Source organism: Flavobacterium davisii (assembly GCF_019565505.1).
Lineage (GTDB): Bacteria > Bacteroidota > Bacteroidia > Flavobacteriales > Flavobacteriaceae > Flavobacterium > Flavobacterium davisii.
Genome location: NZ_CP067378.1, coordinates 2946427 through 2960557, shown reverse-complemented (window position 1 = coordinate 2960557; position 14131 = coordinate 2946427). Strand labels below are relative to the sequence as shown.

General features: G+C 30.7%; 7 protein-coding genes and 5 pseudogenes. 4 read left to right on the top strand and 8 right to left on the bottom strand.

Going from position 1 to position 14131, the window contains the following annotated elements:
• Positions 1 to 143 precede the first annotated feature (143 nt).
• The 8 genes and pseudogenes from sucD to JJC05_RS14060 all read right to left on the bottom strand — a co-directional run bounded on the left by sucD (position 144) and on the right by JJC05_RS14060 (position 9266).
• Positions 144 to 1016: pseudogene (sucD, locus tag JJC05_RS14095) on the bottom strand (succinate--CoA ligase subunit alpha).
• A gap of 195 nt (positions 1017 to 1211) precedes the next feature.
• The gene (locus tag JJC05_RS14090) at positions 1212 to 2153 is read right to left on the bottom strand and encodes a UDP-3-O-(3-hydroxymyristoyl)glucosamine N-acyltransferase (protein ID WP_105196297.1); all 942 of its coding nucleotides are present in this window, start codon (positions 2151 to 2153) and stop codon (positions 1212 to 1214) included.
• Positions 2153 to 2720: pseudogene (gene efp / locus JJC05_RS14085) on the bottom strand (elongation factor P). The gene JJC05_RS14090 and the pseudogene efp overlap by 1 nt, the downstream one beginning before the upstream one ends.
• 15 nt (positions 2721 to 2735) lie before the next feature.
• Positions 2736 to 3522 (bottom strand): annotated as a pseudogene (gene lpxA, locus JJC05_RS14080) (acyl-ACP--UDP-N-acetylglucosamine O-acyltransferase).
• A 56-nt stretch (positions 3523 to 3578) separates the two neighbouring features.
• Positions 3579 to 4967 (bottom strand): bifunctional UDP-3-O-[3-hydroxymyristoyl] N-acetylglucosamine deacetylase/3-hydroxyacyl-ACP dehydratase, encoded by a 1389-nt coding sequence (locus tag JJC05_RS14075; protein ID WP_235877695.1) that lies wholly within the window; start codon positions 4965 to 4967, stop codon positions 3579 to 3581.
• A gap of 5 nt (positions 4968 to 4972) precedes the next feature.
• A complete protein-coding gene (lpxD, locus tag JJC05_RS14070) occupies positions 4973 to 5995 on the bottom strand; it encodes a UDP-3-O-(3-hydroxymyristoyl)glucosamine N-acyltransferase (RefSeq protein ID WP_127822829.1) in 1023 nt (340 codons plus the stop codon).
• A 34-nt stretch (positions 5996 to 6029) separates the two neighbouring features.
• Positions 6030 to 7266 (bottom strand): annotated as a pseudogene (locus tag JJC05_RS14065) (HD domain-containing protein).
• Between the two features lie 86 nt (positions 7267 to 7352).
• Positions 7353 to 9266, bottom strand: coding sequence for a M13 family metallopeptidase (locus tag JJC05_RS14060; protein WP_258929249.1), 1914 nt, complete (start codon positions 9264 to 9266; stop codon positions 7353 to 7355).
• A 283-nt stretch (positions 9267 to 9549) separates the two neighbouring features.
• Here JJC05_RS14060 and porX point away from each other — a divergent pair, with 283 nt between their 5' ends.
• The 4 genes and pseudogenes from porX to JJC05_RS14040 all read left to right on the top strand — a co-directional run bounded on the left by porX (position 9550) and on the right by JJC05_RS14040 (position 13879).
• Positions 9550 to 11094 carry a T9SS response regulator signal transducer PorX gene (gene porX / locus JJC05_RS14055; protein WP_105196292.1) on the top strand — a complete coding sequence of 515 codons (1545 nt, stop codon included), beginning with the start codon at positions 9550 to 9552 and terminating at the stop codon, positions 11092 to 11094.
• A gap of 265 nt (positions 11095 to 11359) precedes the next feature.
• A complete protein-coding gene (gene tsaE, locus JJC05_RS14050) occupies positions 11360 to 11791 on the top strand; it encodes a tRNA (adenosine(37)-N6)-threonylcarbamoyltransferase complex ATPase subunit type 1 TsaE (RefSeq protein ID WP_235878898.1) in 432 nt (143 codons plus the stop codon).
• Positions 11792 to 12263: 472 nt separating this feature from the next.
• Positions 12264 to 13455: pseudogene (locus JJC05_RS14045) on the top strand (alanine dehydrogenase).
• 115 nt (positions 13456 to 13570) lie between these two features.
• Positions 13571 to 13879 (top strand): DUF4258 domain-containing protein, encoded by a 309-nt coding sequence (locus JJC05_RS14040; RefSeq protein WP_309597487.1) that lies wholly within the window; start codon positions 13571 to 13573, stop codon positions 13877 to 13879.
• Positions 13880 to 14131 lie beyond the last annotated feature (252 nt).

Here is a 14131-nt window from a genome sequence, read left to right as displayed (position 1 = left end):
TCAATTAAAGAAGTTTATAATATAAACAAAATGAGCCTGACAAAATCAGACTCATTTTATTATATAATTCTAATATTATATTTTATAATTTATTGGATTAGTTTAAAATAAATTTTTCTATCAATGTTATTTTAATCAAAAGATTATCCTAATATTTCTTTTACTTTCTTACCAATTTCAGCTGGAGAATCTACAACATGAATTCCATTTTCTCTCATGATACGTTTTTTAGCTTCGGCTGTATCGTCAGCTCCTCCTACGATTGCGCCAGCATGCCCCATTGTACGTCCTTTTGGTGCTGTTTCACCAGCAATAAATCCTACAACTGGTTTACGATTGCCATCTGCTTTTATCCATTTAGCTGCATCTGCTTCTAATTGACCTCCAATTTCACCGATCATAATGATACAGTGTGTTTCTGGATCATTCATCAATAATTCAACGGCTTCTTTAGTAGTGGTACCAATAATAGGGTCTCCTCCAATTCCGATAGCAGTTGTAATTCCAAATCCTTGACGAACTACTTGATCTGCTGCTTCATAAGTAAGAGTTCCTGACTTAGACACAATACCTATATTTCCTTTTTGAAAACAAAACCAGGCATAATACCAACTTTAGCTTCTTCTGGAGTAATTACACCGGGACAATTAGGACCTACTAATCTACAACCTTTTCCTTTAATGTAATCATATGCTTTAATCATATCTGCTACAGGAATACCTTCTGTAATACAAATGATAACTTTAATACCTGCATCTGCTGCTTCCATAATAGCATCTGCTGCAAACGCTGGTGGTACAAAAATAATAGATGTATCTGCACCTGCTTGATCTACTGCATCTTTTACTGTATTAAATACAGGACGATCTAAATGTGTAGAACCTCCTTTTCCCGGGGGTAACTCCTCCTACTACATTAGTTCCGTACTCTATCATTTGTGAAGCATGGAAAGTACCTTCACTTCCTGTAAAACCTTGTACGATTATTTTTGAATCTTTATTTACTAAAACACTCATAATATGTGTATTGTTTGTTATAAAATATATGACGCAAAAGTAAACCTTTTACTCTTACTTTAAAATTATTTTTAAAAAGAATATTTGAAATTTTATATTTCATTAATCTTCTTAGAATAGGACTGAATTGAGAAGAATAAACTGATATTTTCTAAAATTTTGTTAACCAATAACAATCTATAATACTAAGATTTTTTATTCTTCATTTTGACTAAGCTTATTTAATATTTCTGGCATTTTTTTGAGGTTTGCTAATTGTTTAAATTTTTCACGCGATTCCTCTGCTGGTGTTCCAAAATAAGCTTTTGATCCTTCGAGTGATTTTGTAACTCCTGTTTGTCCCATTACCACTGCTTTTTCGCCTATTTTTATACCACTAGTAATTCCTACTTGCCCCCATAATGTAACTTCATCTTCTATAACAACACAACCTGCAATACCTGTTTGTGAAGCAATTAGACATTTTTTTCCTATTATGGTATCGTGTCCTATATGCACTTGATTATCTATTTTTGTTCCTTCGCCTATGGTGGTATCACCTGTTACGCCTTTATCAATAGTACATAATGCTCCTATTCCTACATTATCTTTGAGGACTACTCTTCCTCCTGATAATAATTGGTCAAATCCTTCTGGTCTTTTTTTATAATAAAAAGCGTCTGCTCCAATAATAGTTCCTGAGTGAATGATAACATTATTACCAATAATTGTATGATCATAAATGGAAACATTTGAATGAATCAAACAATTGGTCCCTATTTTTACATTATTCCCAATAAAGCAATTGGGTTGTATTATTGTATTTTCTCCTATTTGAGCAGTAGAAGCTATAGATGTATTAGAGGCTTGAAATGGTTTAAAATATTTTATAAGAAAATTAAAATCTCTAAAAGGATCTTCTGAAACTAATAAGGCTTTTCCCTCTGGACATTCCACTTCTTTATTTATCAAAATAATCGTAGCTTCAGATTGTAAAGCTTTATCATAATATTTAGGATGGTCTACAAAAACAATATCTCCAGATTGGACAACATGTATTTCATTCATTCCTAAAACGGGAAAATGAGCATCTCCTATAAATTTACAATTTATAATAGATGCTATTTCCTCTAAACGATATTGTCTAAGAAACTTCATTATTCCTTAACACGCTCCATATAAGCGCCTGTTGCTGTATCAATTTTGATTTTATCTCCTTCATTAATAAACAAAGGTACGTTTACTTGAGCTCCTGTTTCTACAGTAGCAGGCTTCGTAGCATTTGTTGCTGTATTTCCTTTTACTCTCGGTTCAGCATAGGTTACTTCTAAAACTACTGAAGCTGGCATATCTACAGACAAAGGCATTTCTGTTTCTGTATTGATTTGCACCATTACGTTAGTTCCTTCTTTTAACAAATCAGGAGCATCTAAAATATCCTTATTTAAAGTTATTTGCTCAAAAGTTTCTTGATTCATAAAATGAAACTCTGACCCTTCGTTATATAAATACTGAAAAGTGTGAGTTTCAACTCGTACTACTTCAATTTTATGACCTGCTGAAAATGTATTATCTAATACTTTCCCAGAAGTTAAAGATTTTAATTTAGTTCGAACGAAAGCGGGTCCTTTCCCTCGGTTTTACATGTAAGAATTCAACTATTTTAAAGATATCGTTATTATACTTAATACATAATCCGTTTCTAATGTCTGCCGTACTTGCCATTTTATTTTACTATTTTTAAATATTTCCTGTATAACCTTTCATAATTCCTCTAGATGAATTTCTAATAAAATCAAGAATTTCATCTCGTTCTGGAGTAGCTGTCATTTCTGCTTCGATGATAGCTAACGCTTGGGTTGTATTGTAATTTTTTTGATATAAAATTCTATATATATCTTGAATTTCTCTGATTTTTTCGGTAGAAAAGCCTCTTCTTCTGAGTCCAACTGAGTTAATTCCCACATAGGACAATGGCTCCTTAGCTGCTTTTGTATAAGGTGGTACGTCTTTTCTAACGAGTGAACCTCCTGAAATCATAGCATGATCACCAATAGAAATAAATTGATGCACTGCTGCTAATCCTCCAATTACAGCATGATCTCCTACTGTAACATGCCCTGCTAATGCTACTCCATTTACTATTATGGCATTATTTCCAATATGACAATCATGTGCAACATGCGCTGTGGCCATAATTAAGCAATTATCACCTATTATGGTCTGACCAGAAGCAAGTGTTCCCCTATTAATAGTAACACACTCTCTAATGGTTGTATTATCACCTATAACAGCTAAGGAATCTTCACCCCCAAATTTTAAGTCTTGTGGAACAGCTGATATAACGGCTCCTGGAAAGATATTACAGTTTTTACCTATACGAGCTCCTTCCATAATCGTTACATTAGAACCTATCCAAGTACCCTCTCCTATTACCACATTATTATGTATCGTTGTAAAAGGCTCAATCACAACATTTTTTGCAATTTTTGCCCCTCGGATGTACATATGCTAATGGTTGATTCATTTCTAATTTATTATAAGTTTAAATTAACTAGTATTTTCTTATTAAATACTATACACCTATTGATTTTTAACAATTTGAGCCATTAATTCAGCTTCTGCTACTAATTTCCCATTTGCAAAGGCATATCCTTGCATGTGACAAATTCCTCTTCTAATTGGCGATAATAGCTCTAATTTAAAAATTAAAGTATCACTCGGTAAAACTTTATGTTTAAACTTAACATTATCAATCTTCATAAAATAAGTAAGATAGTTTTCAGGATCTGGAACTGTGCTTAAAATTAATATTCCTCCTGTTTGCGCCATTGCCTCTACAATTAAAACGCTCGGCATTACTGGTGCTCTCGGAAAATGTCCAACGAAAAATTCTTCGTTCATCGTTACATTTTTCAATCCTACTACTTGAGTATCCGTCATACTCAAAATCCTGTCTACTAATAAAAAGGGAGGTCTATGTGGAAGCATAGACATTATTTTATGAATATCCATTAAAGGCTCTTTGTTTAAATCATAAACAGGAACATTATTACGTTGTTCATTTTTTATGATCTTAGCCATTTTTTTTGCAAATTGTGTATTTACAAAATGACTCGGTTTATTAGCTATGACTTTTCCTTTTATTTTGGTTCCTATTAAGGCTAAATCACCTACTACATCTAGCAATTTATGACGCGCCGCTTCATTTGGATAATGTAGGGTTAGATTATCTAGTACTCCATTTGGCGTAATTGAAATTTCCTCTTTACCGAAAGCAACTTTTAGCTTATCCATTGTTTCATTTGACAATTCTTTATCGACATAAACAATGGCATTATTTAGATCGCCTCCTTTTATCAGGCCGTGTTCTAAGAGTGTTTCCAATTCGTGTAAAAAGCTGAAAGTTCTACACGATGCTATTTCTGTTTTAAATTCAGCAATATTTTTCATTGAGGCATTTTGGGTTCCCAATACCTTGGTTCCAAAATCAACCATAGCGGTTACGGAATATTCCTCTGATGGAATAACTGTAATTTCACTACCTGTTGTTTGATCTAAGTAAGAAATAACTTCTTTTACGACATAAACATCTCTTTCTACTTCTTGATCTATTAATCCTACTTTCTCAATAGCCTCTACAAAATACCTAGAAGAACCATCCATAATAGGTAATTCTGACGCGTCTAACTCAATAATTACATTATCTAAATCACATCCTACTAATGCAGCTAAAACATGTTCAGGAGTTTGAATCATAACTCCTAATTTTTCTAGATTTGTACCTCTTTGTGTATTAACAACGTAATTTGCATCTGCTTCAATAATGGGTTGTCCTTCTAAATCAACACGTATAAAAGTGAAACCATTATTTACAGGAGCAGGTTTAAAAGTCATTGTAACTTCTTTACCTGTATGTAAACCAACTCCTTTTAGTGTAATTTCTGACTGAATGGTCTTTTGTTTAACCATGACTACTACTTCTTTATATTTCTTTTTAGTTCTGTTATTTCTGAAACAATTTTTGGTAAGTTTTTAAAATGTACATAGGATTTATTAAAATCGCTATAGCCTAAAGCGGGGCTTCCTTGTACTACTTCTCCATTCTTTAAACTTCTACCAATACCTGATTGGGCTTGTATTTTTACATTATTACCTATTGTAATATGTCCTACAATACCTACTTGTCCTCCAATCATACAATTTTCTCCAATTTTAGTAGATCCTGCTATTCCTGTTTGAGAAGCTATTACAGTATTTTTTCCAACCTCTACATTGTGAGCTATTTGAATTTGATTATCTAACTTAACTCCTTTACGTATGATCGTAGAACCCAAAGTGGCTCTATCTATAGTTGTAGCCGCACCTATATCTACATTATCTTCTATGATTACATTGCCTATTTGAGGAACCTTACTATATTCTCCATTTTCATTTGGAGCAAAACCAAAACCATCAGCACCTATGATTACTCCTGAATGAATAGTACAACTCTTTCCGATAATAGTTTCTGAATAAATTTTTGCTCCTGCAAAAATCATGGTATTATCTCCTATTATTACATTATCACCTACAAATGAGTTAGGAAATATTTTTACATTATGACCTATGGTTACATTTTCGCCAACATAGCTAAAAGCACCCAAATAAAAATTATCGCCATATTTAACACTTTTAGAAAGCACAGAAGGTTCTTCTATACCTATTTTATTGTGTTTGATTTGATTATAAAAATCTAATAATTTCGAAAAAGATTTATAAGCGTCTTCTACTTTTACCAAAGTAGTAGTTAATTCACTTTCGGGCTCAAAATTTTTATTTACGATGGTTATGGTTGCCTTTGTTTCATATATATAATTTGAATACTTGGGATTTGCTAAAAACGTTAATGATCCTTCTGTACCTTCTTCTATTTTAGATAATTTAGAGACTTCTGCATTAGGATTCCCTACTACTTCTCCTTCTAATATTCCTGCAATTTGTTCTGCTGTAAACTTCATAATTCTTGCAAAAGTATAAAATTTTACTGAAATTTTAACTTTTATTTAGTTGTTTTGGATAACACAAATAATATTTAGTTACTTGTTTTGACAAAGCCTTTAAGGACAATTGATCTGATAAAACAGCAACATCTTCTAATGTCCCATCTTTTTTTAATATTCTAATGGGCTCTGCTATTTTACTATAAGCTTGATTCTTTATTTTTCCTTTGAATACAAAATATTTTGCTTCTAAAGTGGATATGTTTTTTGATTTTGCAAAATTATCTAGTAACTGATTTATTTCCTCTGGAGAAAATTTATCTTCTCCCATTTTAATTTTTAATAGATCTCTATTAATTATAATTTTACTTAATTCGCTTAGCGTAAAATCATCATGATATTGCCAATTTTTTATAGCTCCTACTATATCGGTATCATCTAGTTTTGAAAATTCATCTAATATAGTATCATCAAATTTATCAAAATAGATCTTATTTTTAATAAAAAAATACAAGGGTTTACTACATTCTACCTCAACTCCTTTTTGGTATAATTCTTTTGCTCTTTTTAATATTTTTGTTAAAATTTCTTCTGCTACCAAATTGGTTTTATGCAAATAAACTTGCCAATACATAAGTCTACGTGCCATTAAAAATTTTTCAACTGAATAAATTCCTTTTTCTTCTATTACCAAAACGTCATCTACTACATTCATCATTTGAATCAAACGATCTGAATTTATTTTTCCTTCTTCTACTCCGCTATAAAAACTATCTCTTTTTAAATAGTCCATTCGGTCCATATCTAACTGACTAGAGATTAACTGAAGCATAAATTTTCGATGATACTCACCTTTAAAAATTTGAATTGCCAAGGTTAGCTTTCCATCAAACTCTTCATTTAGTTTATTCATAAACAAAAGAGAGATTTCTTCATGATGAACATTTTCTACTATACTATGTTCCATAGCATGCGAAAAGGGTCCATGTCCTATATCGTGTAATAATATGGCTGTATACAAAGCATTTTCTTCTTCTTCGGATATTATAACACTTTTAAATCGAAGTACACTAACTGTTTTTTGCATTATATGCAAACATCCTAATGCGTGATGAAAACGTGTATGATGGGCTCCTCGGATAAACTAAATAAGACATCCCCATTTGGGTTATCCTTCTTAAACGCTGAAAATAAGGATGTTGTATTAAATCGTAAATAAAGGGATTGGGGATGGTTATAAAACCATATATAGGATCATTAAATATTTTAAGTTTGTTTGTATTGTTCACAAATGTAAATTTAGTCTAACAAAGATAAAAAAACCTGACAATTCAGAAAAATTATCAGGTTTTAATTACAAATCAACAACTTTGAATTACCAAATTACTATTCGGTCTTTTTTAGGTATAAACATTTTACTTCCTTCTTTTATTTTAAAAGTTTCATAAAATACATCTATATTACTTAAAGGCCCGTTAATTCTATAACGTGCTGGTGAATGTACATCTTCTATTAATTGTTGTGCTAATGCTTCTGGTTTAACATTTACCATCCAAGCATATCCATAAGCTAAGAAGAAACGTTCATTAGGATTTAAACCTGCTATTTTTTGTTTTTTCTTAAATTGCACTGTTTTTTTAAATGCTTCATACCCCATAACGACACCTCCTAAATCAGCAATATTTTCTCCTTGGGTTGCATTTCCATTTACAAACTTACCGGGCAATGCTTCATATTTATTATATTGTTGTACAATGGCTTTTGTTTTTGTTTTAAATTTCTTTAAATCTTCAGGGGTCCACCAATTATTTAAATTCCCTTTTTCATCATATTGACTTCCTTGATCATCAAAACCATGTGTAATTTCATGCCCAAAAGTTGACCCTCCTATAATACCGTATAATACTGCATCATCAGGCATACGATTTTCAAATCCAGGAACGATTATATTACAAGCAGGCACACATATTTCATTATTACTTGGATTATAATAGGCATTATATGTTTGCGGATACATTCCCCATTCTGTACGATCTACAGCTTTATCGTTTTTAGATATCATTTCATTATAATTCCACTTGTTAACAGCCATCACATTAGCTAAATAATGTTTTTTATCAATCATAATAGAAGTTAAGTTTTTCCATTTATCTGGATAACCTACTTTCATTACTATATTAGATAATTTAAAGAGTGCTTTTTTCTTTGTTTCAGAACTCATCCAATCTAACTTTTTAATTCGCTCAGCATACACTTCTCGAATAGCATTTCCTATTTCTAATAATTTTTCTTTTGTTCCTTTTGGCAAATATTCTTTTACATATACTTGACCAATCAGTTCTCCAAGTGATTGATCTGTTTTTTCTATCACTCGTTTCCATCTTGGTTTTTGTTCTTTAACACCACTCATAACGGTCGAATAGAAATAAAAATGTTCTTTTTCAAAATTATTACTCAAATAGGCCGCATACGAATTAACTAAATTCCATTTTAGATATATTTTCCAATCTTCAATTGTATAGTTTTTTACAACACGGTCTAGTGCCTGATAAAATTCTGGTTGTCCAACAATAACTGAATCTATTTTTTTAATTTTTAGTTGTTCTAATACTTGATCCCAAATTATATTGGGTGTTAATTTTTTAAATTTAGCTAAAGTCATTTTATTGTAATTTGCTATAGGATCTCTAAGCGCTTCTAGCTTTCTTGAATTTTTAGCTAATTCTAATTCTAACCTCATAATTCTTTGGGCATTATTGGAAGCTGTTTTCGTATCGCCCATCAGACGAAACATCTTTTCTAAATGTTGTAAATAGGCTAAACGTATTCTTATGGTTTCTTTGTCATTATTAAAATAATAATCTCTATTCCCCATACCCAAACCTCCTTGACTAAAACACAAGGCATATTTAGCACTGTTTTTATCATCTTGAGCAATATAAAAACTAAAAGCTGGATCTGATCCAATAGTATGCATGTAAGCTATTTGCTTTAACAAAGAAGATAAATCTTTTATTTCATTTATCTTATCTAATTCTTTTTGTAACGGATTAATGCCTAACTTATTTATTGTTAAAGTATCCATTCCTGAAGTATAAAAATCACCTATTTTTTGTTTATTACTTCCTTTATCAGCATTTTCTTTTGCTGATTTTTCACAAATTTGTCTAATTTGTCCATTAATTGTATCTTGAATGGTTCTAAAAATACCATTGCTTCTTTCGGATGCTGGAATTGGGTTTTTCTGAAACCAGCCGCCATTAGCATATTCAAAAAAATCATTTGACAAATTAGCTTTGGCATCTTTATTGGTAACTAAAATATCGGGGGGTATTTAAATCTACTTCTTTTTTGCAACTTTCTGTAAAAACAGTAATACCTAATAGTAAAATGGATAGTTTATGGATTTTCATTTATTCCTCTATTTTTTAAAGTTCAAATATATCTTAAATGTAAAAAAATTACTATAATTTATACTATTTTTAAGAAACCATAGTTTTTAAAATAGTAAATTGCGTGTATTCTACAGTTAAAAAATCAAATAAAATTTACCTAATACTAAAATATAAACCATGAAAATACTTTGGGTTGATGACGAAATAGACTTACTAAAACCTCATATTTTATTTTTAGAAAAGAAAAATTATGAAGTTACTACTTGTAATAACGGACGGGATGCTTTGGATCTTTTTCAGGAGGAAAATTTTGATATTATTTTTTTAGATGAAAACATGCCCGGTATGACTGGACTTGAAGTTCTTGCTGAAATGAAAGAAAAGAAACAAGCTATTCCTATTATAATGATCACAAAAAGCGAAGAAGAATATTTGATGGAAGAAGCTATTGGTGCTAAAATTGCGGATTACTTGATTAAACCTGTTAATCCAAATCAAATACTTTTAAGTTTAAAAAAGAACCTCGATCATTCTCGTTTAGTATCTGAAAAAACAACATTGGACTATCAGAAAGAATTTCGAAAAATAGCAATGGATATGGCTATGGTAAATAGCTATGAGGAATGGGTAGATTTATATAAAAAACTTATGTTTTGGGAAATGGAACTAGAAACTATAGATGATCAGAATATGTTTCAAATTCTAGAATCTCAAAAGGTAGAAGCGAACTCTCAATTTGGCAAATTTATTGAAAAAAATTATGAGGATTGGTTTACACAATCTCAAGATCGTCCCGTATTATCTCATGAAGTATTCCGGAAATTAGTCGTTCCAGAATTAAGAAAAGACGAAAATATACTTTTTGTTGTAATCGACAATTTGCGTTATGATCAATGGAAAGCTTTTGAAACTGTATTAGGAAATCATTATAAATTAGAAGCTGAAACTCCATATTTTGCTCTACTTCCAACAGCAACCCAATATGCTCGAAATGCTCTTTTTTCAGGTTTATTACCCCTAGAAATGGAAAAAATGTACCCTCAATATTGGAAAAACGATGTAGACGAAGGGGGTAAAAACCTATATGAAGCAGAGTTTTTATCTGAACAACTCAAACGACTTCGATTAAATATTTCACATGAATATTTTAAAGTTACAAATTTTACAAATGGGAAAAAATTAGCTGAAAATTTCAAGGGGTTAAAAGACAAAAAATTAGTTGCTGTTGTTTATAATTTTGTTGATATGCTTTCGCATGCTAAAACCGATATGGATGTAGTAAAGGAGTTAGCTTCTGATGATAAAGCATACCGTTCTTTAACATTAAGTTGGTTTAAAAATTCGCCCCTTTTAGAAATCATTCAACAAGCACAACGCTTAGGATTTAAACTAATACTAACAACAGATCACGGGACTATTAATGTAAAAAATCCTTCGCAAGTCATTGGCGATAAAAACACTAGTTTAAACTTACGTTATAAAACAGGAAGAAGTCTTACTTTTGAATCGAAAGATGTTTTTGCTATTAAGGATCCTAAAAAAATAGGTTTACCTGCCATTAATATGACCAGTTCTTTTATTTTTGCAAAAAACGATCATTTTTTAGCTTATATAAACAATTACAATCACTATGCCAGTTACTACAAAAACACTTATCAGCACGGAGGTATTTCTTTAGAAGAAATGATTGTTCCTTTCTTAGTATTTAGTCCTAAAAAATAGTTTTTTTAAGATCGAATTCGGTAACCAAAATAGACAGCCTGATATGTTTCATTAATTTCAATTCATATCAGGTTTTTTTATCACTCTATATTCAAATAGGATTACTCTATCACACGTATTTCTTACATCATTTTATAACAAAAACCGATAATTTATATTTTTCCATACAAAATGGTAGTTTAGAAGTAATAACAGGGAGCTTCTTATTTATTTTTGATTAGATTTTATTTATTTTTGCTACCCTGAAAAATTGAAAACATTAACGATGAAGTTAGAATATTTTTTACAAGACATTGAAGAAATCGCTAACCAAGTTTTAGCTACCAATCCTGAAAAGGTTATCTTATTTAATGGCGAAATGGGAGCAGGAAAAACAACTTTTATCAAAACTTTATGTAAAGTTTTAGGTGTCAAGGAAGCAACTAGCAGTCCCACTTTCAGCTTGGTTAATGAATACGAAACTGAAAATAATGAAACAATATATCATTTTGATGTATATCGTCTAAAATCACAAGCTGAAGCATTGGATATGGGAATAGAAGAATATCTTTACTCTGGTAATTGGTGCTTTATAGAATGGGCTGAAAAAATACCTGATTTAATCCCTGAAAAACACACAATTATTACTATTTCTGTTTTAGAGAATGAAAAAAGAACACTTGAATTAAATTCTTCTTTTTATAAAGGCAAATTCTAATATTCTTTTTTATCAAACAATATTTATTGTAGCTTGTATTGTTAACCAAAGTAAACACCATTAAAAATGTAAATTTCATTCTAAGAAAGCCTTTCTTTTTGTCTTTAAAAATTAAAGAAAGTAACTTTTTTCAGTCTATTACCTTATGTTAATGACTAAAATAGAACAGTGGCTGCCTGAAAGTCAAAACTCAACATCTAGTGTATCACCTCAACGACAGTAGGACCTAAACATTTTTTATAACAAGATAAACAACACATTATCAGTATATATAATTTTTCCCTTGAATCAAAAAATGTCAAGATTACGACCTTTCAAAGCAATCTCTTTCAGTTTACACCTTTTTACAAACTACATTATAAGATAGCGGAATAAAACAATTTACACTTTTTTGTAACTTTAAAAATAAAACCAAAGGGAACTTTGTTCCCATCAAGTTTTTTTGTAATTTGTGACTCTATAATACATCATCATGGTCATTACTCCTTTTAGCAAAAAGAGTTACTTCCTCAAGAAGAAAAATTGGAAGTTACTAAACACAAAAGCGAACTCTTTATTGGTATTCCTAAAGAAACTGCTTTTCAAGAGCGTCGTATTTGCTTAACACCTGATGCAGTCAATTCAATCGTTAATCATGGTCATAGAGTACTCATTGAAGCAGGAGCTGGAAAAAACGCCAGCTATACAGACAAAGATTACAGTGATGCGGGGGCTGAAATCACCAATGACACTAAAAAAGTTTTTTCCTGCCCAATGATTCTAAAAGTAGAACCTCCTACACAGGAAGAAATTGAAATGATGAAATCTCAAACTATTCTTATTTCAGCATTACAGATAAAGACTCGTAAAAAAGAATATTTTGAATCTCTTAAAAAAAGAAAATAACAGCACTTGCTTTTGAATATTTAAAGGATGATGATAATTCATTCCCTGCTGTTAAATCTTTAAGCGAAATTGCTGGAACTGCTTCAGTATTAATAGCAGCAGAACTCATGACCTGTAACAAGGGAGGTAATGGATTACTTTTTGGTAATATAACAGGTGTAAAACCTACCGAAGTCATCATATTAGGAGCTGGCACAGTAGCCGAATACGCAGTTAAAACTGCGCTAGGATTGGGTGCTTCTGTAAAAGTATTTGATAATTCTATTACAAAACTAAGACGATTACAAAATAATTTACAACAACGTATCTTCACTTCAACTATACAAAATAAAACATTACTCAAATCACTAAGACGATGTGATGTGGCTATAGGTGCAATGCGTGGTAAACACAGAACTCCTGTTGTAGTAAGTGAAGATATGGTTAGCCACATGAAAAAAGGCTCTGTCATAGTAGATGTCAGTATAGACACTGGAGGTTGCTTCGAAACTTCAGAAATTACCACACATGAAAACCCAACTTTTGTAAAACATGGCGTAACACATTACTGTGTTCCCAATATACCTTCTCGTTATGCCAAAACAGCATCTTTTTCTATTAGTAATATTATAACTCCTTATCTTCTACAAATAGCGGATGATGGTGGAATAGAAAGTGCTATACGCTGTGATGCTGGATTAAAAAATGGCATTTATTTTTATCATGGTATTTTAAGCAATAAAACGATAGGTGAATGGTTCAATCTAACTTACAGAGATATTAATCTGATCGTTTTTTAATTCATAAGTTTTATTACTTTTGTACAAAAAAATTAAATGAGTACATTTACATATCGCTTAGCCTATTATTTGTTTGGTGTTTTAGGAGGTAGCATTGTTTTATTTTTTGTTTTAAATCAAAAAAAAAACAAGCTGTAGTTACTTTCCAAATGATCGAGTTCTAAACAATTTACGTTCAAAACCTTTTCATTATTCAAAAGAAGCTTCAAAAATTCTAACCGAAAAATGGATTGATACTACGGATATTAAAAACACTCTAACTTATGGTGATGTAGATTTTGACAGAAGTAATATTAAGACCCAATCTGGAGGCAAACGCTATATTATTGAAGGATTTACTACAAAAAAACAACCCATTGAATTAGAAGTGGAAAATTTTGAAGACAAAGCCATCTTAAAAAACATTATTAAAACTACCAAATGAAATATAAAAAATGGTAGAGAGATTAAAGTATACATTATATAACTTCGTTTCTATTTTAAACTTAAAATAGCATTTTCTTTTTCCGAAGGTAAACACTTAAATATTCTATACTTTAATACAAAATATTTTCAAGACAAGTAGTCAGATATTCAAAAGGAAACAATAGCGTTTCTTATTTATTTTTACTTCTTGAAATAAATACCTATAAAATATCATTCAAAAAAATATGGTTTAATAGTCAAAAATAGTTGG